Source organism: Microcoleus sp. S13_C5, assembly GCF_036700845.1.
Classification (GTDB): Bacteria; Cyanobacteriota; Cyanobacteriia; order Cyanobacteriales; family Microcoleaceae; genus Microcoleus.
Genome location: NZ_JAUBPR010000048.1, coordinates 1 through 24,006, shown reverse-complemented (window position 1 = coordinate 24,006; position 24,006 = coordinate 1). Strand labels below are relative to the sequence as shown.

The 24,006-nt window shown below is 46.1% G+C and carries 25 protein-coding genes; 14 read left to right on the top strand and 11 right to left on the bottom strand.

The features are described from left to right. The first annotated feature begins 171 nt into the window (after positions 1-171). Complete coding sequence (locus QUA04_RS14745; protein WP_333258091.1) at positions 172-651, top strand: hypothetical protein; 480 nt, start codon at positions 172-174, stop codon at positions 649-651. Positions 652-725: 74 nt separating this feature from the next. Here QUA04_RS14745 and QUA04_RS14740 read toward each other — a convergent pair whose 3' ends face one another. The 5 genes from QUA04_RS14740 to QUA04_RS14720 all read right to left on the bottom strand — a co-directional run bounded on the left by QUA04_RS14740 (position 726) and on the right by QUA04_RS14720 (position 6,471). Further along, positions 726-1,628 carry a peptidoglycan-binding protein gene (locus tag QUA04_RS14740; protein WP_333258090.1) on the bottom strand — a complete coding sequence of 301 codons (903 nt, stop codon included), beginning with the start codon at positions 1,626-1,628 and terminating at the stop codon, positions 726-728. Positions 1,629-1,767: 139 nt separating this feature from the next. Then, on the bottom strand, positions 1,768-2,613 hold the full coding sequence (locus QUA04_RS14735) for a glycoside hydrolase family protein (RefSeq protein ID WP_333258089.1): 846 nt from the start codon (positions 2,611-2,613) through the stop codon (positions 1,768-1,770). Between the two features lie 506 nt (positions 2,614-3,119). Next, entirely contained in the window at positions 3,120-5,447 is a 2,328-nt protein-coding gene (locus QUA04_RS14730; protein ID WP_333258088.1) for a S8 family serine peptidase, read from the bottom strand. Between the two features lie 148 nt (positions 5,448-5,595). After that, positions 5,596-5,994 carry a transcriptional regulator gene (locus QUA04_RS14725; RefSeq protein ID WP_333049158.1) on the bottom strand — a complete coding sequence of 133 codons (399 nt, stop codon included), beginning with the start codon at positions 5,992-5,994 and terminating at the stop codon, positions 5,596-5,598. A 156-nt stretch (positions 5,995-6,150) separates the two neighbouring features. After that, on the bottom strand, positions 6,151-6,471 hold the full coding sequence (locus QUA04_RS14720; protein WP_333258087.1) for a type II toxin-antitoxin system HigB family toxin: 321 nt from the start codon (positions 6,469-6,471) through the stop codon (positions 6,151-6,153). Positions 6,472-6,684: 213 nt separating this feature from the next. Between QUA04_RS14720 and QUA04_RS14715 the strand changes: the two genes are divergently transcribed. The 3 genes from QUA04_RS14715 to grxD all read left to right on the top strand — a co-directional run bounded on the left by QUA04_RS14715 (position 6,685) and on the right by grxD (position 8,136). Next, the gene (locus QUA04_RS14715; RefSeq protein WP_333258086.1) at positions 6,685-7,308 is read left to right on the top strand and encodes a hypothetical protein; all 624 of its coding nucleotides are present in this window, start codon (positions 6,685-6,687) and stop codon (positions 7,306-7,308) included. A 42-nt stretch (positions 7,309-7,350) separates the two neighbouring features. Further along, positions 7,351-7,611, top strand: coding sequence for a BolA family protein (locus tag QUA04_RS14710; RefSeq protein WP_172192604.1), 261 nt, complete (start codon positions 7,351-7,353; stop codon positions 7,609-7,611). A 201-nt stretch (positions 7,612-7,812) separates the two neighbouring features. Further along, a complete protein-coding gene (grxD, locus tag QUA04_RS14705) occupies positions 7,813-8,136 on the top strand; it encodes a Grx4 family monothiol glutaredoxin (protein WP_333042762.1) in 324 nt (107 codons plus the stop codon). A 393-nt stretch (positions 8,137-8,529) separates the two neighbouring features. On the opposite strand, the gene QUA04_RS14700 is transcribed toward grxD, so the two are convergent. Then, on the bottom strand, positions 8,530-8,778 hold the full coding sequence (locus QUA04_RS14700; protein ID WP_332985209.1) for a DUF6761 family protein: 249 nt from the start codon (positions 8,776-8,778) through the stop codon (positions 8,530-8,532). 125 nt (positions 8,779-8,903) lie between these two features. Further along, positions 8,904-9,149, bottom strand: coding sequence for a hypothetical protein (locus tag QUA04_RS14695; RefSeq protein WP_333258085.1), 246 nt, complete (start codon positions 9,147-9,149; stop codon positions 8,904-8,906). Positions 9,150-9,376: 227 nt separating this feature from the next. Here QUA04_RS14695 and QUA04_RS14690 point away from each other — a divergent pair, with 227 nt between their 5' ends. Beyond that, positions 9,377-10,111, top strand: a complete 735-nt coding sequence (locus tag QUA04_RS14690; RefSeq protein ID WP_333258084.1) for a response regulator transcription factor — start codon at positions 9,377-9,379, stop codon at positions 10,109-10,111. A 160-nt stretch (positions 10,112-10,271) separates the two neighbouring features. On the opposite strand, the gene QUA04_RS14685 is transcribed toward QUA04_RS14690, so the two are convergent. Beyond that, complete coding sequence (locus QUA04_RS14685) at positions 10,272-10,622, bottom strand: 4a-hydroxytetrahydrobiopterin dehydratase (protein ID WP_333258083.1); 351 nt, start codon at positions 10,620-10,622, stop codon at positions 10,272-10,274. Positions 10,623-10,888: 266 nt separating this feature from the next. Next, complete coding sequence (locus QUA04_RS14680) at positions 10,889-12,256, bottom strand: aldehyde dehydrogenase (RefSeq protein ID WP_333258082.1); 1,368 nt, start codon at positions 12,254-12,256, stop codon at positions 10,889-10,891. Between the two features lie 163 nt (positions 12,257-12,419). Here QUA04_RS14680 and QUA04_RS14675 point away from each other — a divergent pair, with 163 nt between their 5' ends. Then, positions 12,420-13,340 (top strand): glycine betaine ABC transporter substrate-binding protein, encoded by a 921-nt coding sequence (locus QUA04_RS14675; protein WP_333258081.1) that lies wholly within the window; start codon positions 12,420-12,422, stop codon positions 13,338-13,340. Between the two features lie 349 nt (positions 13,341-13,689). Here the strand turns inward: QUA04_RS14675 and QUA04_RS14670 are convergent, their stop codons facing one another. Next, positions 13,690-15,963, bottom strand: coding sequence for a bifunctional (p)ppGpp synthetase/guanosine-3',5'-bis(diphosphate) 3'-pyrophosphohydrolase (locus QUA04_RS14670; RefSeq protein WP_333258080.1), 2,274 nt, complete (start codon positions 15,961-15,963; stop codon positions 13,690-13,692). Between the two features lie 462 nt (positions 15,964-16,425). Between QUA04_RS14670 and patD the strand changes: the two genes are divergently transcribed. From patD to QUA04_RS14640, 6 genes are all read left to right on the top strand, one after another. Then, positions 16,426-16,824 (top strand): heterocyst frequency control protein PatD, encoded by a 399-nt coding sequence (gene patD, locus QUA04_RS14665; protein WP_333258079.1) that lies wholly within the window; start codon positions 16,426-16,428, stop codon positions 16,822-16,824. Positions 16,825-16,869: 45 nt separating this feature from the next. Then, positions 16,870-17,454, top strand: coding sequence for a zf-TFIIB domain-containing protein (locus QUA04_RS14660; RefSeq protein WP_333258078.1), 585 nt, complete (start codon positions 16,870-16,872; stop codon positions 17,452-17,454). Positions 17,455-17,897: 443 nt separating this feature from the next. Continuing rightward, a complete protein-coding gene (locus QUA04_RS14655; protein ID WP_333258077.1) occupies positions 17,898-19,571 on the top strand; it encodes an ABC transporter ATP-binding protein in 1,674 nt (557 codons plus the stop codon). Between the two features lie 126 nt (positions 19,572-19,697). Then, a complete protein-coding gene (locus tag QUA04_RS14650; RefSeq protein WP_333258076.1) occupies positions 19,698-20,771 on the top strand; it encodes an RNA polymerase sigma factor, RpoD/SigA family in 1,074 nt (357 codons plus the stop codon). A gap of 175 nt (positions 20,772-20,946) precedes the next feature. Further along, the gene (locus QUA04_RS14645) at positions 20,947-21,432 is read left to right on the top strand and encodes a GNAT family N-acetyltransferase (RefSeq protein WP_333258075.1); all 486 of its coding nucleotides are present in this window, start codon (positions 20,947-20,949) and stop codon (positions 21,430-21,432) included. Between the two features lie 236 nt (positions 21,433-21,668). Beyond that, positions 21,669-21,875 carry a glycogen debranching protein gene (locus tag QUA04_RS14640; RefSeq protein WP_333258103.1) on the top strand — a complete coding sequence of 69 codons (207 nt, stop codon included), beginning with the start codon at positions 21,669-21,671 and terminating at the stop codon, positions 21,873-21,875. Here QUA04_RS14640 and QUA04_RS14635 read toward each other — a convergent pair. Then, positions 21,872-22,036, bottom strand: coding sequence for a hypothetical protein (locus QUA04_RS14635; RefSeq protein ID WP_333258074.1), 165 nt, complete (start codon positions 22,034-22,036; stop codon positions 21,872-21,874). The two genes, QUA04_RS14640 and QUA04_RS14635, sit on opposite strands and share 4 nt — an antisense overlap. A 212-nt stretch (positions 22,037-22,248) precedes the next feature. On the opposite strand from QUA04_RS14635, the gene QUA04_RS14630 reads away from it, so the two are divergent. Together QUA04_RS14630 and QUA04_RS14625 are read left to right on the top strand one after the other, a co-directional pair. Then, the gene (locus QUA04_RS14630) at positions 22,249-23,244 is read left to right on the top strand and encodes an AEC family transporter (RefSeq protein WP_333258073.1); all 996 of its coding nucleotides are present in this window, start codon (positions 22,249-22,251) and stop codon (positions 23,242-23,244) included. A 247-nt stretch (positions 23,245-23,491) separates the two neighbouring features. Further along, positions 23,492-23,893: a transposase family protein gene (locus QUA04_RS14625; protein WP_333258072.1), complete on the top strand. Its 402-nt coding sequence runs from the start codon at positions 23,492-23,494 to the stop codon at positions 23,891-23,893. The last annotated feature ends 113 nt before the right edge of the window (positions 23,894-24,006 follow it).

Sequence of the window (24,006 nt, the reverse complement as noted above, 5' to 3'; positions counted from 1 at the left end):
TACTTAGCAGCAGTTTGATGGGACGATCGCACTTGTCTAAAGAATGGTTAAGATTTCCGATGTGTAGCTCTGCCTTGGTTAAGCTATATTGACGGGTTTTCACTCATCAGCTTCGCAGGCAAAGGATAATCAGTAATATTCTAGTTAACAATTGTCGGGAGATAAGTAATCATGGCAGAAATTGAAGTTATTGTAGAAAGTTTGTGGGAACTTGATGAGGATCAGCTAGCAGCACAAATTGGCGATCGCGCTCAAGCCATAGAGGATGATGCGGCTGGACGTGGAACAACAGGGATAGACCCAACTTCCCTGGATTCTATTGATGTGAATGTTGCCGCTAGAGCATCGATCGATCTCAAGCTCCTAGAAGCTGGCCAGCGGTTGTTCGATCGCGTAAACCCCTTAGTTTACGAGCTGATGTGCCAACCCCTCGGAAACGATCCACAGACTCAGAAAATCCTGGATGAAGCGATCGGCCAGAATTACACTAAAGCTGCTGGGATGTTAGCTCCTGTTCTAATCTCAGGACTGGGACTTGCTCCTGCTATTGCTACTCTCCTCGCTACGTTGATTATCAAAAAGATTGCCAATTATAGCGCTACTGCAATTTGTGACAATTGGAAGCAAAACCTGCCCAAACCCACAAGCTGAGCTATAAACGGAACTTCCACCGAAGGCGGAGGAAGTTCTGTTCCAGGTTTGGTGAACTCGCTCGCGCTAACACCTCAAGCCATTTGTTCGCGGGTTTTGAGAGCCACTATTCCGTCGGGCTTCAAACCTTTTTTCTGCTGAAATTCCTTAACGGCTGTATCTGTTGCCGGCCCAAATTCACCATCAACCCCAACTACAACGCCAGCCTTTTTCAAGCCTTCCTGAAGCTTGATTACATCTGAGCCTTCCATTCTGGGCATCGCCAAGCGCAACGTTCTGGGCTTGTCATCCCACGGGGCTTTAGCAAACCCTTGAGCAGGCGATCGATTAAGTGCATCCTCGGTTTGGGGGCCAAAGCCGCCATCCTCGCTAATCTTTGCATCCGGGTTGTTCTGATTCCAAAGCTGCTGAAATGCGAGTATTGAGTTACTGCGAAGATCGATCGTCCCGTCGCCTATGTAGTCGAAGTGAGGCGGATCGCCCGCTAATGGCTGCCAGCCATATTGCATCAAATAAGATTCCCAGCCTCTGGCATCTTCAATGTCGATCGCTAGCCCTGTTTGGTGATTGCTGGTGCCTGGTGGCGCTACAGGATTAGAGTTGTTGAAGCGATCGTTATACAATAACATTTGCTGGGCGATCGTGCGGTAAGCAGAGTTCACCTGCATCGTTTGACCTCGATCTTGAATGGCTCTCTGAAGTGCCTCTTTTGCCGGGGTTTGTACGTAGGGAAAAGCTGCATCCAGCAAGTCTACATTAAGGTGATCAAAACTGACAAAGGCATCTGGCATCATCAGTTGTAGTTGATAAATCAACTGTTGAGATAAGCCATTGACCACCGCAGTCGAAGACATGGGGGCATCTTGGAGCAATCCCGGGAAACTGCCTCTAACTTCCAACATATCCCGTTGGACAAATTCTTCACAGGCTTCGATAATTACAGGTTGATTAAATAGGATGTCGCTTGAGTTAGTCATGGTTTTATCCAATCAATTTGAATTTGGTCAGTCCTGGATTCATAAACTCTATCCGTAGGCGATGCACACCGCACCTTACCTCCACAGAGCTTGTGAAAATTACTTGATTCTGTCAGTCTAATTGGTTACACAATCGATTTTATAGTCCCAATTCTTTGCGTGTTTGGACACCGACAACACCATCCGCCGTTACCCCTTTTTGCTGTTGAAACTCTCGCACAGCACGATCGGTGTCTTTACCAAAAACGCCATCTGCTGAAACATTTATTCCTGCTACGATCAGCGCTTCTTGCACTTGACGCACATCCTCACCTTGCATTATTGGCTCCGTAAGTGTGAAAACCCGAACTTCAGGCATTCCTAAAAACAGAGCTTGCTCGGCCAAGCGCCTGCGTGTCAGCCCTGGCCAGGGTTCACCATTGACTTTATTCCACACAGGAAACTGATTGGCTGCTCCTTGATAATCCCCGTTGTTCAATAGCTTCAGAAGAGTTGAACCTCCAAAACCTTCTGTTCCTGGGCCCACGTTGAAACAGAAGCAAACCAGTGCAGAAAACTGGTTGTCATCGATCTCAACTTCAACGGCATCCTCAACATAGGATTCAAACTTTTCTAAATCTTCCCTCAGCAATTCTTCTGCTTGCGTTTGGCTAATAGTCAGTTCTGGATAAACATCATCGCCCGTGTGTCCGTAACCAATTGTCCAAACTCCACCGCCATCATCATAAGCAGTGAGTTCACATCCTTCAAAGGTAGTGAGAAGCTTGAAACCTTCTTGATTGATATGCTTTGAACCTCTGCCTTCTACCACATCAGGAGGTTGTTCGTCTGGAGGATGAATATGATATGTTTTAGCCACACTGAAGCTTAAAGCATCAATTAATGCTTTTACTTGCCCATTAGTCTCCGTGACTTTAATAGCTAGGTCGTCTTTGATTTCGTATACGCGACCATCGCCGAAGAGTTCCAACGATCTTTTTGGCATTTGAGTTTTTCCTTTTTACAAGGTAGGTTCAGTCAAAAGAGGCACCTTGAAGATCCGAACGCAAAACTTTTGGCTATTTTGAAAATGAGTGAAAAGACTCTATTAATTAATGATTTCGATCAAAAGTCTTAGCTTGACGGGTAATTTGGTTATTATATAGGTCTGTTCCACAGTAATGTTCGCGATTAGCGCAAACCTTTACAAAAATTAATTCACCTTGACAATCGGCTTACCGAATATCTCTGATTCACTACGCGCAGTTTTGGGTCATATTCCGCAGATGTAACTCATGTTATTGCAATAGTCCCGACTGTTTTTGATTCGCAGTCTCAAACCCTGGATTTCCCGGAAAGTAACTCGATATGTAAAGCTATCATCAAAAAAGCGATCTTTTCGTCAGAACTTACGCAAAAAGTGGTTTGACTCGCCGCGAATTATAGCGGCTTCAGTCCTCGGATTTTATGAGGACTGAAGTCCGAACGATCGAACCAGTTTTCTGTTCTTAGCTAGACAATGTAGGGAGAATCGATCGCCTTTGCCCGATTAGTTGCCACCAAAGTCTGGTAAATCAAAGCCGAAATCTCAGCGCGGGTAATATCCCGCTGCGGCGACAGCCAATCGCGGGAAGGATAATTAACCACAATCTTCAAAGCAGTTGCTGTGGCGATCGCACTTAAAGCATAATTAGGAATTTGAGAACGATCGATGTAAACTTTCAAAGAATCAGGATTGCCGCCCTTGAGTTCCAAACCGTTAACCAAAGATACGATCGCCTCAGCCTTAGTCAAATTTTGATTCGGGCCGAACTTCAACCCAGGAAACCCCGCCAAAAACCCCCCCCGATTTGCCCGTTCGATCGCACTTCTCGCCCAAAAAGTAGCAGAAACATCAATAAAATTTGTAGCCGGCACCCTCGGAATCGGACTAAACGCACTCACCAACAGCGCCGCATATTGAGCACGGTTTAAACTGTCATCAGGCCGAAAAGAACCGTCAGGAAAACCGCTAATTATATTCGCCGCAGCCAAAGCTTCAATAAACTTCTGTGCCCAATGTCCAGAAATATCACTGAACACCGCACCCCCGATATTCGGATTGCCGCCACCCTTTCTCACCGCAGCTTGCACAGCTTTAAAAGCATTCACTTTCCCGTAACCAAACCAATCGCTGCGGCCGTTGTTGGGATCGTAATTCCCCATGCGATTGCCCAACTGGGGATCGGGATCGGGATCGACAATTTTCTCAGCAGTTTGTTCGAGAATTCCCCGCACTTCCCGCGCCGTTAAACGGGGGTTAGCCGAAAGTATCAACCCTGCAACCCCAGCGACTACTGGAGTGGCGCTGGAAGTACCGCCAAAAGTATCAGTATAGTCCCCCATGTCGTAGCCCCGAGTCCCGACTCGATCGGCAGTAAACACCCCCAAACCGGGCAAATACTGCGTCACCTCCGGCGGCGTGCCGATATATCCTGTTTCTGGCAACCAAGTTCCCGGCGGCGCGTTGTTGCTGGGGGCGCAAACCGAGATGCTGGTGCCCCAATTGCTGTAAGCTGCTTTTTTGTTGAGGGAAGTGGAAGCGCTGACGGCAATTACGTCTGGGTGAACGGCAAATCCTGCCAGCCATCTAGTTTGACCGCCCACAACGTTGTTGGGCCAGCCTTTCTCGTTAATTGTGCCGTTAACTGGGCGGTTGGCATTGCCCGCCGCGAACAGAATAACGCAGCCTCTGCCGCCCCGCCCTTGGGTTGCTGCTTTGGTGATAACGGCACTCTGGCGCAGGGAAAGGGGATAGTAAACTGCCGCAGGCCCCCAACTGCAAGAAATGACGGCGGCCCCTTTTTCGATCGCCCAATTAAATATTTTTTCGACAGAATTGTCATCGAGAAAACCCGTGGTACGAATGGGCATCAGGGCGCATCCGGGGGCGACGCCGACAATGCCTTTGCCGTTTTCTTCAGCAACGGCGACGCCTGCACAACTTGTGCCGTGGTTGTCTGAGTCGGCGACTGGCATCGGGGAAGTGTCGCCGTCTTTGAAATCGATGGGTGAGACGATTTTGCCTTGGCCTTGAAAATCTGGGTGGGTGATGTCAACTGAATCGTCGGCGATCGCAATTACGATCGATCGAACTCCGCGAGTCATGTTCCAAGCTGGTTCTGCATAAATTTGAGCACCGCCGACAAGTTCGTTGCCACCTTTGTTGTTGAGATACCACTGTTTGGGATAAAGCGGATCGCGGGGCGTGTAATGCTGCTGCGTCTCTACTAAAATGTTGGGTTCGGCTACCAGAACTTCTGGATATCTTGTCAGGCGGTTGGCAATTTTGACCGGGTTTTCTGTTGCTTGTTTTGTGACTTCGCAGACGAAGGTGTTGGGAATTCCTTCTACTGGCCGGACTATTTTTAAAGCTGCTGCATTGGCGATCGCCTTTCGCGATTGTTCGTCTACTTGTTCGCCAAATTGGATCGTAATTTGGTCGGTTAAATAAAAGAATGTACTCGGATTGTTCGCGGGGCAATAGACGTGGCTGGCAAAAGCTACGGCATCGCTGGCGCGGGCTGCTTGCATTGCTGCTTCTAGGCTAGAGGGCGCAACGAGATATTCTTCGAGATTGGTTGGGCCGACGCGACGGTTGAGTTTTGCCCCAGTTGTTGCAGCCCAATCGTTTGAGGCTGATGCTGTTGATGAGGGGCGGACTGTAAAGCGATCGTTCGCTTTTGACAGCAGCAATTCATCGCCGCCGCGCTGCAAAATCACTGCCAGACTTTCATCGGGAACTCCGATACCTTGATAATTTTGTAAGGTATTTGCGGAAAGTTCGATCGGTTGTGTCATCAGAAATGCCTTTGTTTAATTTTAATTCAGTCTTACTATATTCTCAAGAACAGGCAGGATGCCTGTTCCACAAAAACTGAATTTTCTTGTGGGGTGGGCATCTTGCCCGCCCGTAAAAGGCTTATTAACCATGATTCAGCAAGTCCCCTCAAATAAACACGCTAGGATTAACATTAAAAAATTCTCCCAGCGCCTTAGCTTGCGCCTTGCTAATCGCCCGTTTCCCATTAACCACCTCAGAGACTACTCCTTTGGAACCAATCACGCCCACTAAATCGGCTTGTTTGAGTTCGCGAACTTCGATGAAATGCAATAGAACATCCCGGGGAGTCACTTCTGGATCTGGGTAATATTTTGATTCGTATTCTTCGATCAACAGCCCCCAGAGACTCAGTAAAGTTTCTTCTTCTACTGTTAATTCTTCCTTAGACATCAGAAAATCGACTTCGGCGAGGGCTAGATCATTATCTTCTTCGTTCAGGATTGGCTTAGGCTGAGATTTAGCCAGCAGTTGACCGTAAGCTGTTTTTTCAATTGTGATGTTCATTTCTCATTCCTTTGCTTGCTTACTTAGACATGGTTCTCAAGTACAAGGTGGGTGTTTGTTTCTCGGTATCATAATTTTGACGTTTGGAGTAAATGTTTTTGATTAATTGAACACATCAGGGAAGCTGTAATGTTTCCCCGATAATTTTAGTGGGATTTAACCTATTTTAGGTTTAACTTCATTTTCATCATTCCAGTTAATTTTGTCATATTCAGTATGGCTTAAAAATTTTTTAAAATATATAATTTTGGCGGTATAGTTGATTTTTACGATTAATCTATACTGATTGCCTTTAATATTAAATATGGTATATCCACAGACTTGATCGACCGATTTGGAATATCCCTGTCGAATCTCTTCTAGTGATTCCCAATCGTTGTCTTTGATGGCCTTGCGCCAGACTGCGATCGCAGCCTTGGCATCGTCGGAGTAGGATTCGATCGCACTCTCCAGATTTTTCTTGGAAATTAGCCTCATTCCAGTACCGTTTTTTAAACGACACTTTTATGTTCTCATACTGAGAACATTTTGTCAAGTCTGTACTTGAATTTTTCCTCAAGAGCCTTTTGCCCGATCGCACCCTTTGACATTTCAACAAATTTGGTTTACACTTAGCCGGTTGCGATCGCCAATGGTAAGATCGGCTCAAGCTAAATATTTTATTAAAGCGCACAGGCGCAAAGTAATTTCATGGTATACTCTGGAACTGTTTGCTGGCTTCGCTCCACTGCCCGGATTACGATCGGGGCGATCGCAGCTTTTACCCTGTTGCAACCGATCCAAGTCCAAGCACAACAACCCTCTGGGCCAGAGAACCAACGGCAAGTCGAACAGACGGACGACCCCACAGACCCCAACAATCTCCGCCCTATGACGCAAGACAGCAGCCTGCTGAGCGTCCAAGGAGGCCAGCGTTTGATGACAGAAGCCAGCAGTGCTATTTCCAATCAGAATTACGCACTCGCTACTCAAAAGCTGCAAGAATCTCGCCAAATTTTCAATCAACTGTCGAACTTCTACCAACAACTGGGGAGCAGTTTTGCCGGAATTGACATCCGCTTGGCCGAAAGCCACCGCACCAAAGCTGTAGAAACAGCCCAAATGCGCGACGAAGCTACCTACCGGCTGGCGTTGGTACACCGGGCACAAAATAAACCCGAACTGGCTGTACCCCTGCTGATTCAGATTATTCGATCGCAGCAGCCAACTCGCGACTTGGGCAAGAAAGCTTACCAGCAGTTACTGGAATTGGGTTTTGTGGATTCGCCCTTTCCCCGGCCTGCCAGCAGTCAACCGAGTTCATCCAAAAAATAGTTCCACTAAAATCTAAATTACAGCCGTTTATCACAGAAACCAATGGTTACACCGTCTCAAGTAGCAGAAATGATTAAGGCCGGGTTGCCCGACGCTAAAATACAAGTTGACGATTTGACCGGTGGCGGCGACCACTACCAGGCGAGAGTAGTCTCTGCAGCCTTTGAAGGAAAAAGCCGAGTACAGCAGCACCAACTGGTCTACGGCGCTCTCAAACAGGCAATGGCTAGTGAAGCTATCCACGCTTTGGGCTTGGAAACCTTAACTCCCGCAGAATGGGAAGCGAAAAGTCAAGTTGCTTAATTGTTGAGCGGCAATTTGGCATCACAAGTTTGTGCTTCTGTCAATAGTTGCTTGAAATACAACTGCTGCACTTACGCACAACAACCAAAGAAACCGGGTTTTTTAACCGGAATCTATGGCTGTAACGAAAGATTTTCCTAAAAAACCCGGTTTCTGCGTCAGTCAACGTTTAAAAATTTTCAAACAATATTAGGAGCTACCATGACTACAGCAGCACATGAAAGAATTGACGAGTTGGTTAAGCAAAACAAAATCATGGTGTTTATGAAGGGCAATAAGTTAATGCCCCAGTGTGGTTTTTCTAATACTGTGGTGCAAATTCTCAATACTTTGGGAGTGCCTTACGAAACTGTTGATGTTTTGGCAGACCAGGAAATTCGTCAAGGCGTTAAAGAGTATTCCAACTGGCCGACAATTCCCCAAGTTTATATCAACGGCGAGTTTATTGGTGGCTCGGATATTATGATCGAGATGTATCAAAAGGGCGAATTGCAAGAAGTTGTAGAAGTGGCTTTGGCTTCTTAAATTAGACAGAAAAAACATATCCCCGACATCTTTAAGATGTCGGGGATATAACAGCAATAGCGTTTTCCGTGGAATTAGGTTGATTTACTTAATTATTCGTTATAGCAATACTAAATTATTTGTGAATTTCTTACTTCCTCCCCGCAGATTCGGGGAGGGTTGGGGTGGGGTAAAAAATTTACGACTCTTTTAGGATTGCTATACCAGGCAGAGCCTGGGAACGCACTGCGGCCGGCTCGGCATCGAATTTTTAGGCTCCCAAAGCGAGGCCGAGCCTCTGGACATTGGTTCCCAGCCAAAGTAGGGAACCCGTTAAAATTCCCAATTCCCAATTCCCAATTCCCAATTCCCACATCCCAAATCATCAAGGGTTTATCAAACCGAATTTGCTATTTAATAGTAGTCTGCTTCAGTTTGGGTCTGTGGCATTGCAAAATTGGAGGGGTCATGAATGTAACGCGCTGCTTCTTCCTCTAGTCTGTGAATTAGATAGGGTTCCAAACTGTTGGAATGCCGCAGGGCTGCTAAATAGCCATCTAAGTAAAGCCGCAGGTCATCGAAGCGATAACCTCTATTCCACATTTCGACGAGGGCGTCGGTGAGTTTTTGGTAGTGCCGGATTGTTTGGGTGTCTTGTAGCATGGTGTGAGCTTGAAATCCTTTGTGGTTTGTATAATGACGGCGGGATTTAGGAATGGCCTCGATTGATGCTGAGTAGCTCAGCTTGAGGCTATTTCTAAATAAAAGTTTTTACCCTGCTCAACAGGCTACCCTCCATAAAAAATTTCACTCGTTGCAATGCAGTTGCTCGACTTCTTGCGCGCACCTAGATAATTCGCTGTGCGTTTAATTAAGTCGGGATGTTGCTGAATTTGGCGGTCAAAGTGGCTGAGTGTTCCGGCTACCGAGCGAACGGTTGGAGGAATTCTAGTTTCACTTGCGCGATTTGTCAACCTCCTGGGAGTAGTGGGGGCTGGGTCGGGGGGATCGCTTTTGGCAGGCGGTTGGGGCATGGGATCGATCGGCTTTACACTGTCTTATTTTCATTGTAAGCTCATCGCCAGAATGATTTAACCTTTCTGCAGGCTGACCCTCCCAAATTAACCCAATCTTTAAAATTCCTACCCTAGGTATGTCCGCTGCTTTAAATGCAGCTCATGCTTGAGTAGCGATGGTTACAAAAGCTTGACAAAAGCTCTGTTAACCTTGTAGCAATTAGTGATATGGGAAGCTCGCCTCTGTGGAATCTGCAAGTATTTCAATTGTTGAAGGGAATCCGCACCTGCGATCGCTCTTGGGCTGGCATCTACAGCAAGTCGGTCACTGGGTGCACCAGTCAGCGGATATCAGTCACGCTAGGGAAATATTTTTTAGCCGCCAGCCAACCCTAGTCATTCTGGATGCCCAATTGCCGGATGGGGACGGTTTGGAATTTTGCAACTGGCTGCAACAGCAGCAGCAGTCGCTGATTTTGATGCTGTCGGCGCGGAATTCGGAATCGGATATTGTTGAAGGTTTGAAGGCGGGGGCAGACGATTACCTGACTAAACCCTTTGGGATGCAAGAATTTATGGCCAGGGTGGAAGCTCTGATGCGCCGTAACCGCACGATGATACCGCCGGCGACGCTGGAGTGCGGGCTGCTGAAAATTGATTTGGTGCAGCGCCGAGTGAGGTTGTACGAGGAACATATTGAGCTGACTCCCCAGGAATTTAGCCTGCTGTACGTGCTGGCTCAAGCTGGAGGAGTGCCGCTGTCGCGATCGGATTTGCTGCGGAGGGCTTGGCCTGATGCTATTGATAACCCCCGGACGATCGACACTCACGTACTCTCTCTGCGGAAAAAAATAGAAATCGACCCGCGACAGCCGAGCCTGATTCAAACTGTACGGAATGTCGGCTACCGGCTGAATCTGGAGTTGTTGAATAATGCCAATCAGGCGCATTCACCAGTGCCCAGGGCGGTGCTTTCTTAGAGTATTAAGTAGGTCATTGCAAAAAAAAAATAGTATCTTATAGGGGCGGGTCTAGCTAAGAATCACTCATATACAAGCGAGAAGATGAAGGCAAAACCCGCCCGACCTATCTATTTAATGTTTATTTTTACCCACCTACTTCTCAGCCGATAGTCGGATTTTATTTTGGGAATTGATTGGCGATCGCATCGGTTTTCGCCGCCATAATAAAATCATTCCGGTGCAGTCCAGAAATCGCGTGAGTCCACCAAGTAACGGTAACTTTTCCCCACTCGGTTAACAGTGCGGGGTGATGGCCTTCGGTTTCTGCTGCTTCGCCGACGCTGTTTGTAAAGGCGATCGCACTTTTGAAATCCGGGAATTCGTAGGTGCGTTCTATTTGGGGAACGCCATTTTTTTCGATGAAATTCCAGTCGGGAATTTGAGGTTTTAGCTGGACAATTTCGTAAGCTGTGACGCGGGGAGAGTTTGGGCGGCAGGCGGCACAGCGTTCTTTTGCTAAAGGTTCCATAAATTGCTTGTTAGCGAGAAGATGCTAAAAGATATTATACACATTTCTAATGTGGATTATTTTGGATGACAACTGTCATTTAGGAGTGACGTAGAGAGTGTGATCGAAATCATTCAAAAAACAGATGAGCAATCATTTAAAATTTATGAAAATAATCGTTAACCGTGGAATCGCTTAACCGATAAGATCAGAAAGGGGGCGGGTTTATTTGACTATCTCGCTTATCTTATAAACCTTGGTGAACCCACCCCTAAAAGTCCGAGCGCTCAACCGATAACTTTCTTAATCAAATCCAACTTACCTAGATAGGGAGCGTAGCGCCATTTTAAGTCAAGTAAAAATGACTTTTGCAGCACGCTTTTTTGATGCGAAAAGGTGTCAAAACTTGCTTTGCCGTGATAGGTTCCGATGCCGCTGTCGCCAACTCCGCCAAAAGGTAAACTTGTTACTCCGACTTGCATAACGGTGTCGTTTATGCAAACTCCGCCGGAAGAAGTTTCCCGCAAAACTCGCTCTTGTTTCTCTTTATCCTTCGAGAACAAATACAAAGCTAAAGGTTTGGGACGGGCGTTGATTTGGGCGATCGCCTCCCCGAAATCATCATACTCCAGAACTGGCAAAATCGGCCCAAAAATCTCATCCTTCATCACAGGCGAATCCCAGGAAACTTTGTCGATAACCGTCGGTGCAATATATTTATCTTCGGGGTTTGTTTGACCGCCGACGACAATTTCTCCGTCTTTGATAAACTCTGCCAAACGTCCTAAATGATGCTGATTGATAATTCGGGAATAGTCGGGACTTTTCTGCGGATCGTCGCCGTAAAATCCGTGAATTGCTGTTTTAATTGCCTGCATCAAATCGGGTTTAACTTTTTTATCAACTAACAGGTAATCTGGAGCGATACAAGTTTGACCGGCATTGATGAATTTGCCCCAAGCAATGCGTTTAGCTGTGTATTCCACTTGAATATCTGAGTCTACAATGCAAGGAGTTTTGCCGCCCAATTCTAATGTCACAGGTGTCAGGTGTTTGGCTGCGGCTTCCATCACTATTCTACCGATTTTTGTGCCGCCTGTAAAGAAGATGTGGTCGAATTTTTCCGCTAATAATTGTTGACTGGTTTCGACTCCTCCTTCGACGGCGGCTACGTAGGCGGGATCGAAGGTTTTGGTAATCATGTCGGCGACAACTGCCGACGTGTGCGAGGCGATTTCTGAAGGTTTGAGGATGGCGCAGTTGCCGGCGGCGATCGCCCCCACCAAGGGTGATATCATTAGTTGAAATGGGTAATTCCAAGGCCCGATGATTAAAACTACGCCCAAAGGTTCTGGGTAAATGCGAGCCGATGCTGGGAATTGATCGATCGAAGTAGGCACTTTTTTTGGCTTTGCCCACGATTTTACATTTTTGATGGCATAATTAACTTCTGCGATCGCAGCAATTTCAAAATAAGCCTCGTACTCCGGCCTGTTCAAATCCGCCTTGACAGCATCCACAATCCGTGATTGATTGGAGGCGATCGCACTTTTGAGATTCTTGAGTTGTTCGATCCGAAAATCCACATCCTTAGTTTTCCCAGTCGCAAAAAATTGTCGCTGCTCGTGGATAATATCGCTGACTCTGATTACCATATTTATTCCTCCATGTCTATCAATAAATGTTACAACAGGAAAACGGAACTTGGGTAAAGTGCGATCGGTGTTAAAGCGCAGACTTCTTGAACAAGTCTGCGATCTGGGCTTTATGCTATAACTTATAAGGTATTAATTGTAGATTTTTAATTTGAGTTAAGTCATGAAAATCTCTAAGAACGATTTTTTTTTCTATTCCTGCTGGCTGCTTTGCTTGCTTGTAGTAGCAGGATGTACCTCTAAGCCCCAAAAGCAAGTTGTCATCTGCTCGAAAGACTTTACCGAACAAGTCATCCTTGCAGAAATTTTAGCACGCCATATCGAAGCTAAAACAGATCTCAAAGTAGAACGAGAACTGAATCTGGGAGGTTCGCTTTGCCATCAATCCCTAACAGCAGGTAAAATCGATTTGTACGTCGAATACACGGGTACTGCTTACACCAACCTGCTAAAACAAAAACCGATTTCTGATCCCAAAAAAGTCCTCAATTACCTCAAACAAGAATATCCCAAACAGTTTAAAGCAGAATGGACGGAACCACTGGGCTTTAATAACAGTTTTGCGATTATTGTGCGGGGAGACGATGCCAAAAAACTCAATTTACAAACTCTCTCGCAACTTGGGAAAGCTGCACCTAACCTCCGGGCTGGTTTCGGCCCAGAATTTAACGAGAGAGAAGATGGATTTCCCGGATTGGCTAAAACTTACGGGATCAAGTTTCGAGAACAACCGAAGGAATTGCTGTTAGGATTGCTTTATCAAGCGCTGCAACAAAAAGAAGTAGATGTGATTGCTGGTAATACGACGGACGGTTTGATTCAAAGTTTAGGTTTAGTAGTTCTCAAGGATGACAAGAACTATTTCCCGCCCTACGAAGCAGTTCCGGTTGTGCGATCGCAAATTTTGGAAAAATACCCAGAATTGCGTCAAGTTCTCGCAGAATTGGGTGGCAAAATCTCCGAAGAAGATATGCGGAAACTAAACTACCAAGTTGATAAACAACAGCAGGAAGCCGGACAAGTGGCGCGGGAGTTTTTGCAGCAAAAGTTGGGCGTGTCAAAGCCAGTCGCTCCGGCGAAATAAAGGGTTTGAATTTTAGTATATTCCCACGTCAACTTAATTTGCCAAGCTGCAAAACAGAAGCTTTTATGGACTCAATTTGGGACTGGGCAACTTCAACTTTAATTGCTTCGACATTGAAACCCTCTAAGCTATAACTGTCTTATTGATTTTCCGGCATCGGGTACTTCTCAACAATAGTGCCTGTAGCACCTTTTTTTAAATTTATTTGGGGATGTTTTCGCGCAATGCTACCTGTGAAAACAGTGGAAATCTCATTGCGACTTAGACCATTTTAGATTTTAGATTAAAGAATTAGGAACAGAGGATAAGGTGCGCGGGGCGCACCCTACAATACAGTTAGGCTATCTTCTTAAGTCCCTTCGCTCAGCCTCCGCAAATTCAAAATATCGCTCATCTTTTTAATTTGCATACAAGTGCGCTCGAACTGTTGTTTATCCTGGATATCCATGCACAAGTCAATTAATGCAGGTAATCCGGGATATGTTTTGACTTGAGCGCTGCGGACGTTCACTTGGTTGTCCTTCAAATGTGATAAAACATCATTGAGAACTCCCACTCGATCGAGGGCTTCAATTTGAATGTTAACCGGATAAGTGTTGGGTCGAGATTCATTGCGGTTGCTGGAATTCCAACTCACAGGAACCAACCGATCGCCCGGTACGTTCTCAACATTTGAACATCCTTGCCGGTGAATCGAAATTCCGCGAGTGCGAGTCACAACTCCAATAATTGATTCCCCAGGAATCGGACAGCAACATCCGGATAAATGGTAGAGCAATCCCTCTACACCTGCGATCGGCGATTTGCTCGGAGACGAACTCGGTACTGGTTTCGGTGTCGTCGATGCAGGTATTAGCTGGGGCAATTCATGTCCTCCGGCAGGAGCAGCTTCAATTTTTTGCTGCACTTTTACTAAATCTCGCAGCCGATTTACTACGAGATTTAGGGTAACTTCGCCGTAGCCTAAACCGGCGATTAAATCTTCGACGCTGTGGTAGTTGCAGCGCTGAGCCACAGACTGCATGGGTTCAGATTTCAGCAAAGATTCTAAGCCGTTTTTACCTAATTCTTTTTCCAGCAATTCCCGGCCGCGAGCGAGATTTTCATCTCGATGCGATCGCTTCAACCACTGGCGAATTCGGTTTTTTGCTCCGTTTGTCTTGACAAAATTTAGCCAGTCGGAACTCGGATGACCATTTTTTTGGGTCAAGATTTCTACAATATCGCCGTTCTTTAAAACTTTGTCTAGTGTTACCATTCGCCCGTTGACTCTGGCACCGGTGCAGTGATTGCCAATTTCTGTGTGAATGCGGTAAGCAAAATCTACGGGAGTTGAGCCGCTATTGAGAGCAATCACGTCTCCGTTAGGAGTAAAAACGTAAATATCTTCGTCGAATAAGTTGTCCTTAATGCTTTGTAAATATTCGCGATCGTCTTTGAGGTCGCTTTGCCATTCTAGGAGTTGTCGCAGCCAAGTAAATTTCTCGTCGTCGCCGGTGACTGTTGTGTTAGAACCCCCAGTTTCTTTGTATTTCCAGTGCGCGGCAATGCCGTATTCTGCAATGTGGTGCATTGCTACGGTGCGAATTTGCACTTCGATGGGGCGGCCGCTGGTTCCGATTACTCCGGTGTGCAAAGATTGGTAGCGGTTGGCTTTTGGTAAACCGATATAATCTTTAAAGCGGCCGGGAATCGGGCGGAAAGAATCGTGGACGATCGCCAAAGCCCGATAACAGTCATCATTGGTTTCTACTATGATCCGCACCGCCGCAATATCGTACACTTGCTTAAACCCTTTTTGGCGGCGCTGCATCTTCCCGTAAATCCCGTACAAATGTTTGGGACGACCGCTAACTTCATAGCATTTAATGCCTAAATTGTCAAGCCTTTCTCGCAAACTATCGGTGACTTCTGCCAGTTGAGTTTCTCGATCGGCCCGCTTCTCGGCTACCAATTCCTGAATTTCGCGGTAAGCTTCAGGTTCCAGGTATTTAAACGCTAAATCTTCCAATTCCCACTTAAAGCGGCCGATACCCAAACGGTTTGCTAGGGGAGCAAAAATATCTCGGGTTTCTAGGGCAATACTGCGCTGCTTTTCTTCGGACAAATGCTCCAAAGTCCTCATGTTGTGCAGCCGATCTGCGAGTTTGACGACAATGACGCGAATATCTTTAGCCATTGCTAGGAACATTCGGCGGAAATTTTCCGCAAGGCGCTCTGTTTTGCTGGAAAAATTAAACTTAGAAAGTTTGGTGACACCTTCAACCAACTGTCGCACTTCGGCGCCGAACCGCTGTTCTATTTCTTCGAGAGTAATATCTGTATCTTCAACAATGTCGTGGAGGAAGCCGGCGGCAATCATGACGTTGTTGCCGCCCATATACCGGAGTATTCCAGCGACAGCTACCGGATGGCAAATGTAAGGTTCTCCAGATTTGCGGTATTGTCCTTGGTGCAAGTCGCGGGCAAATTCAAAGGCTCGACACATTAAGCTGTCGTCCGTCGAGCAATTCGGGTTAGGGCCCCCATCAGGCTGCGATCCACTATTCAGGCATTCTTGCAGCCAGTCGGGAACTACAGCAGGATCGATCGAAGGAGAGGGAGTCAGAGTGTTCGCGTTCATGGGGTACACCTTTAAAACTTAGAAATACAAATGGTTAAAAGCCGGTTTCCGGTTGAATTGCCGAAATTATGTGTTTAGCTATACTAAACTAATTGAATGCCACAATTTGCAATTCAAAAAAATAGTCGATTTTTCTCAAACTATACCTATGTAATTCCGAGTCGTCCCCCCTCGGAGGTAGGAAAATATAGTGACACCACTGCCGCCGCCGCAGTCTGTTGATCGGGGAAAATCGGGTAAAATAAGCATATTTTGGCGGTAGCAGTTGAGGTTGCGGGGGATCGGCATTTACCGGCAACGCTAAACTAAAAGCGGCAGCCAGAAGGGTAGAGTCAGGGCAGCAAATCAAAAAAAGTTCTCACAAAATAGGGAATTGCTCCAAAAACGCACGGCTTCCCTCCATATGAGCAAACTTAAGTAAGTATCTACTTTGATTATAAATACAAATTTGTTTACAAAATCATGATATTGTCCGAAGACCGCCGCCAGTGCTACCAAGAATTACAGCAAGCACTAGAACAACTACAAATAACTGCTGCACTGGATAATCTGGATCGGGCCGCGCTGGCGATCGAATACAGAAAAGTGCAACAATTTTTCGGAAACCAAATTATGAGAGCCGAAAGCGATGAGTTAGACGCCTCAGAAACACCCCCAGAGCAGTCCTATTTGACGGAAATTCACAAGCAACTGCGGTTATTGGGGACAGATGTCACGTTTTTGCAAGCGTCGCGCCAGCCAGCGACAGCAAAGGCGAGGCAAACTGCGGCGATCGCGCGGCTTAACACGCTAATTGGCTACTGTGGCGCGCTGCTGCAAAAAAATTCTGGTTCTTCAGGGCCCGCCCAGATACAGAATTAATAATTGAATTAACAGGGAATTAATAAGGCAAGGAGAAATAAAGCGGTGGAATGTCCAAAATGTAAACATCCCAATTTAGAAGGCGGTACCTTAGCTGGCCGTATGTCGGTGCAGTGGTGTCCCAACTGTTACGGTATCTGGATTCCAGGCAGAGAATACGAAGCTTGGCAAAAAGAGCAGACCCAGTGGTACAACAAATCCGAGAAGCCTGATCCGACAGGGACTCTCGGCATAGAATTCACCCCGTCTGTCTACGACAGCAAAGCAGCGCTGTGTCCCGAAGACGGTCACTATCTGTCGCGGGCGAAAGTTCCTTTCAGCAGAGTGCCCTTTTACATAGAGCGCTGTATGTTGTGCGGGGGCATTTGGTGCGATAACGGCGAGTGGGACATTCTCGAAAGTCTGGGATTCCACACCGAGATTGACAAGATGTTTTCTCCGAATTGGCAAGCTAAGGCCCGGGTGCAAGAACTCGCCTCTCGGGAACGTCAAGTGCTGACTGAGAAGCTGGGGCCGGATATCGCCGGATATGTGTTGGAACTGGCGGAAGTTTTAGCAGACCATCCTCACGCAGATTGTGCCGCTACTTATATACTGCGGAGAGCTGAGTTGAAGCGAAGGGAAATTTAGTCAGTTGACTGTTGACTGTTGACTGTTGACGGTTGACTGTTAACGGTTGACTGTTGACTGTTGTTAGTAAGCGGTTGGTCGGTTAATGATGTAGTAATAAAATCTTTGTTTGTAGCAATTTCTATTGGTATTTACAAACTGTTGACGGTTGACTGTTAACGGTTGACGGTTGACTGTTGTTAGTAAGCGGTTGGTCGGTTAATGATGTAGTAATAAAATCTTTGTTTGTAGCAGCAACTTATATTGGTATTTACAAACAGCATATCGGTCTCTTGCCAATAACTAATCAGTCATGAAAAATACTAATAACTAACAACTAACCGCCCGTATATTGATAAATAATAAATAACAACAGACAACAGTTAACAGTCAACAGACAACAGTTAACAGTCAACAGACAACAGACAACAGACAACAGACAACAGACTAAGGACTAATGACTAATGACTAATGACTCTTCTCTATTTTCCGTTGACAATCTGCGAGTAGCTTATCCCCAGCGGCGAGGCCAATCCGGTTGGGCCGTTGACGGGGTTTCCCTGACGCTGAAACCGGGGGAAAAGCTCGGATTAGTTGGGGAGTCTGGGTGCGGTAAGTCAACTTTGGGAAGGGCGGCGATGCGATTGCTGCCCGATTCAACGCTGATTGAGGGGCGAGTTAGTTTTGCTGGAGAGTCGGTGTTTGATATGAATGCTTCGCGGCTGAGACGGTTTCGGGGCGAAGCTGTAGCATTGATTTTTCAAGATCCGATGACTCGTCTCGATCCTTTGATGACTGTAGGAGAACATTGCATCGAGACTTTGCAAGCTCACAGACCGAATTTGGATCGCAAGCAAGCTAAGAAACGGGCGATCGAAACTCTGGAAGCTGTGAAAATTCCCGCGTCTCGCTGGTCGCAATTTCCCCACGAATTTAGCGGCGGAATGCGGCAAAGAGTAGCAATTGCTTTGGCTCTTTTGCTCGATCCCAAATTAATTGTGGCCGACGAACCGACTACAAGTTTGGACGTAACTGTAGCTGCTCAGATTTTGCAGGAATTAACCAGACTTTGTGAGGAACGGGGAACGGCTATTTTGTTGATTTCTCACGATTTAGCGATGGTGGCTGAGTATTGCGATCGCATTGCGGTGATGTACGGCGGTAAAGTCGTAGAAACAGGGCCGGTGCAAAACGTTTTTGAAAAGCCGCAGCACGAATATACTCGATCGCTCCTCAAAGCAGCTTTGCACATTCAAGCCGATTCTGACAAAGGGTTAGCATTCGAGGAAATCAGGACTGAAGTCATTACTGCAAACTTAACAAATTCGCCTCTTTTGACCGTAACGAATTTGCAGCAACACTACAGTTTAGAAAGCAATTTATTAGATCAGTTGTTTTCCAGGAATCGCCAGGTAATTAAAGCAGTAGACGGCGTTAGTTTAGAGCTACAACGGGGAGAAATCCTAGGGCTGGTGGGGGAGTCAGGCTGCGGGAAAAGTACCTTGTCACGCACGATTTTGCAGCTAATTACCGCGACTGGTGGCAAAGTGGAATTTCAAGGAATAGATATAACTGCCCTGAACCGCGATGCTGTGAGGAAGCACCGCCGCGAAATGCAAATGATATTTCAAGACCCCCACGCTTGCTTGAATCCGATGATGACTGTCGGGCAAAGTATTGCTGACCCTTTGTTTATTCACAAATTAGCTAATGGCAGCGAAGCTAAAAAACAAGTAATCCAAATGTTAGAGCGGGTGGGTTTAAGTCCAGGGGAGGATTTCTTTCGTCGCTATCCGGGGGAATTGTCAGGAGGACAACAGCAGCGAGTTTCGATCGCCCGTGCTTTGATTACTCGGCCGCAACTGATAATTTGCGACGAACCTGTGAGTATGCTTGATGCCAGCGTGCAGACTCAAGTTTTAGAGCTGATGTTGGAGTTGAAGCAGGAATTTAATTTGACTTATCTGTTTATTACGCACGATTTGTGGGTGGCGAGATTTTTTTGCGATCGGATTGCGGTAATGAATGCTGGAAAAATTGTTGAAATCGGTAAGACTAGGGATATTTTTACTAATCCGCAGCACCCTTATACTCAGCAATTATTGCAGGCAGCTCCTTTACTGGCTCGAACTCAATAGAAAGGTATAAAATTGGGGCCATCTAATGTCTGTCACAGGCTTCTAGATGGATTTCGGAAATTTCGGGTTAAATTGGTTAAAGTTAAGGGATACTTTTCAAATCATTCCACCGACACCAAGCACGATATGGCAGAATCTGACCTAGGCAGTTTTGCGGTGGCACCCGACGCCTCATTCGCGATCGCACAAGATGAAGACACCGAGATCGATCGTCCGACGGTAACTCGATCGTCAGCATACAACAACTGGTCTGCCGACGATCCAGTGGGAGCTTTGTTCAAGGAAATGGCTCGGTATCCTCTACTGACAGCAGCCGAAGAAGTAGAGTTGGCGCGCCGCGTTCAAGAATTGGTAGCCCTGGATGAACTAGAACAGCGTTTGCAGCAGGAATTAGACAGAGTGCCGACAAAAGCTGAACTCGCAGCGGCTTTGGGGATAAGCGAAACTCAACTGCAACAGCTTCGCCACCAGTGTCAGTCGGCGAAACGGAAAATGATCAGCTCGAATTTGCGCTTGGTGGTTTCGATTGCCAAACGCTATCTTAATCGGGGCGTGCCTTTTCTCGATTTAATTCAGGAAGGAGCTTTGGGTTTAAATCGAGCAGCCGAAAAGTTCGATCCGGAGAAGGGTTACAAGTTTTCTACTTATGCCTATTGGTGGATTCGCCAAGGAATTACCCGGACAATTGCCAATCAAGGGCGGACGATTCGCTTGCCTGTTCACATTGTCGAACAGTTAAATAAACTCAAAAAAGTTTATCGAGATTTGAAGCGTTCTCTTCAACGCAATCCAACTGAAACTGAACTTGCGAGAGAAATGCAAGTTACTTGCGAACAGCTTCGCTACCTCCAGCAAGTACGTCGGCAATCTTTGTCTCTCAACCACCGCATCGGCTCAGAAGAAAGTTCGGAACTTTTGGATGTTCTCGAAGATAACGCGACGCAATCTCCCGAAGCTCAGATGAATGAGATGATGATGCGCCAAGATATTTTGGAGGTGTTGGACAGTATTTTGACTGAGCGGGAAAAAGAGATTGTTGCTATGCGTTACGGTTTGCTGACCGGCGAACCTTACACTTTAGAAGAGGTCAGCAGTTTGTTCAATTTGTCCCGCGAACGAGTCCGTCAAATCCAAAATAAGGCAATGCGAAAGCTGCGCCGCCCTCAAGTGACGGAACGATTGAAGGGCTGGTTGAAATAAGCCAAAAAAATTGAGTTGGCATTTTGAAAAATCTTAAAATTATTGTGGGGTGGCACTCCGAGGCCACCGTAAATATGCTGGTTCAAGGTGGAAAAAATTAATTAAAAATTACAAATTAAAAATGTCTTGATGTGGTATTTTTAATTGTTGATTGTCGCGTACTACTTACTTATTTATGTCTTCTGAGGTAATTTTGCGTCCAGCTACCCGCGCCGACGTGCCGGTGCTGTTTGATTTGATTAAAGCTTTAGCTGAGTACGAAAAATTATCTCATGCCGTTACTGGCAATGCCGTTGATTTGGAGAATCATTTGTTTGGCGATCGACCTTTTGCTGAAGCGATTTTAGCCGAGTGCGAAGGTCAAGTTGTCGGCTGGGCGCTGTTTTTTTACAATTATTCTACTTTTTTGACTCAGCCGGGAATTTATTTGGAAGATTTGTTTGTGGTGCCTGAGTTTCGAGGGCGGGGAATTGGCAAGTCTTTGATAGTTTATTTAGCGCAGTTGACGGTTGAAAGGGGCTGCGGGCGTTTGGAATGGAGCGTTTTGGATTGGAATGAATTGGCGATCGGATTTTACAAGGGTATCGGTGCTGATGTGATGCCCGACTGGCGGATTTGCCGGGTTGCGGGCGAGTCTTTGGCAACTTTGGCATCGAAGTAATTCAGGCGGGCTCGCGTGCCAAACCCAAAATTCATCTGTTGTGGAACAGGCATCTTGCCGGTGTGTGGAACAGGCATCTTGCCTGTGTGTGGCACAGGCATCTTGCCTGTGTGTGGCACAGGCATCTTGCCTGTTAAGCTAAAATGCCACACTGTGGTTAATTAATACCGACCTAATTAATTGACAAAAATATAGGAAAATTTAGATAAGAATTAAGTTAATTGGGAGAGTAGATGGTGATTATTTGGGTAAACGAGCAAATCGATCCGTCAGGTATTCTTTATTCTTGCATTGCTTGTTGCGATGAGACTCAAGCGAAGGATTGCCACGAATCTTTTGAGAAGAATTTGACGACGGAGCAAAAAGAGCAGGGCTGGGTTGCTACCTTGCGGACTGTTAGTTCTTGGGATGAGGTGCCTGTTAATGCTTTGAAATTGAATTAATGAGTGCAAGTCATCAGCAGCTTTAGTGTCGCCGTATTTCCGTTAGAGTGAAACGGCAGGAAAACGTTGCACGTCTGTTCGGAAAAGGCAAGATAGCTCGATCGCACATTGGTCAAATTAACAGAGGTTTTGTGAATGTGAAGGTAAAAAGCTGCAAGCATTTGGGGCTGCGACTCTGAGGATTGTGTCCTGCAAGGTGCGGGAATTTGGGCGGAAATTTTCGGGCCTGCAGTGCTGCGAACACGCGAGGACGAAAAAGCGTGCAAGTGCGATCCTCTTCGACGGCTCCGCTAACGACAATTCGCATTTCTTAACGGATTTTAGCATTACTATTAATAGATACAGGCATTTCCAATTGTCTAGTTAAATTTTTATGATTGAAACCTTATTTCACGCTTATACGCCTCTAGTTATCTGGACGGGCTTAGGACTGCTGCTGTTTCGGTACATCCCAGTTGATTTTCCCAAGCTGCTGAGCCACTTTCTTTTCTGGATTGGGATACCGCTGCAAATTCTAGTTTTAGCCCGTCAGAGCGATTTTTCTGGTGCTGTGGGATTCACGCCGGCGATCGCCATATTCGTGTTATTTCTGAGTACGAGTTGTGCTTGGCTGACTTGGGTATTATTGCGTAGGCTGAGTGCAGCCCACATCCAAAAGCCTTATTTTCAGGGCAAAAATTCTCTAGTTAATTTATTTTTAGTAAATTTTAATTCCCTGAAGCGATCGAGCCAAGGGAGTTTTCTCCTAGCTGCGATGTTAGGGAATACGGGCTTTGTTGGATTAGCAATCACCCCGTCTATCATCAGCACCGATAACAACAACTGGGCTGTCTTGTACAGCGTCACTAACAACGTTATTGGAACTTATTGTTTCGGTGTATTTATTGCTAGCTATTTTGGGAACTCCGAGCAAAAAAATCACTGGTGGACTCAGATCCGGGACGTGCTGACAGTTCCCGCCCTGTGGGCTTTTTTAATTGGTTTTTATACTAGAAACATCCCCCTGCCCGAAACAGTGGAATCGGGATTGCAGACTGCTGTTTGGGTGGTAATTGCCAGTGCTTTGCTGCTGGTTGGCATCCGGCTTAGGTCTATTAAGAAATGGGAAAGTTTTGAACTGGCGTTAATCCCGTCACTGTTAAAAGTGGTAATTGTGCCGGTGCTAATCGGATTGGGTGCTAGTTATTTCGGATTGAGTGGCGAGCCGAGGTTCGTGTTGGTGTTGATGTCGGGAACGCCCACAGCTCTTTCCGTGCTGATTTTAGCAGAAGTATACGAGCTCGATCGCGATTTGTTAGCTAGCAGCATCGCCATCACTTCTGTCGGGTTGCTGTTGATGCTTCCGCTGTGGTTAGCTGGGTTTAGTTGAAGTTGGAGGATAGCGTGGGGCGCGTGGGAGTTAGAAACCGGGTTTCTTTTCAAAATCTCGGTAAGGATGCGTAAATTATCGCAGAAACCCGGTTTCTTGGAGTCTGTGAGAAGTCAGAAACCCGGTTTCTTTTCAAAATCTCGGTAAGGATGCGTAAATTATCGTGACTCTTCCGTACTTACCGCTGCTCAAATGTTAATCAAATGCTCAAAAAAAGGTGGGAAAGGAATAAGCTATGAAGAGGTTAATGACAAATATACTAAATTTACCGGGGGTCATAGTAGAAAATAAAAAACAGACAGGCGAAACATTAATTTTAGCCGTGATCTCGGAGAATAAAACCGCATTTTGCCCACGATATGGTCAAGCCAGCCATCGTATTCATCAAAATCAAGGAATTATGGTTAGAGATTTACCTATCAGTAACCAAGAAGTAATTCTCAGAGTAAATCGGCGCAGATTTAAGTGTGAAAACTGCCAAAAACCTTTTAGTGAAACCTTGAATTTTGTAGAAACAAAGAAACATTCTTCCCGTAGATATGCGGAAAGTATTACTAAACAAGTAATCCATAGTGATATTAGTAACGTTGCTAAAAATAATAAATTAACAGAAGATTTAGTTGGGTCAATGGTAAAATATGTAGCGTAACTGCTCACCGCAACTGCGTTGCGGTGAGCAGTTACTACCCACATTCCGCAGATGTGGGTGGAATTTTTTTATCAGTTGTGAAAAGTGGGAACCCCAAAGTTTTTCCGTTGAAC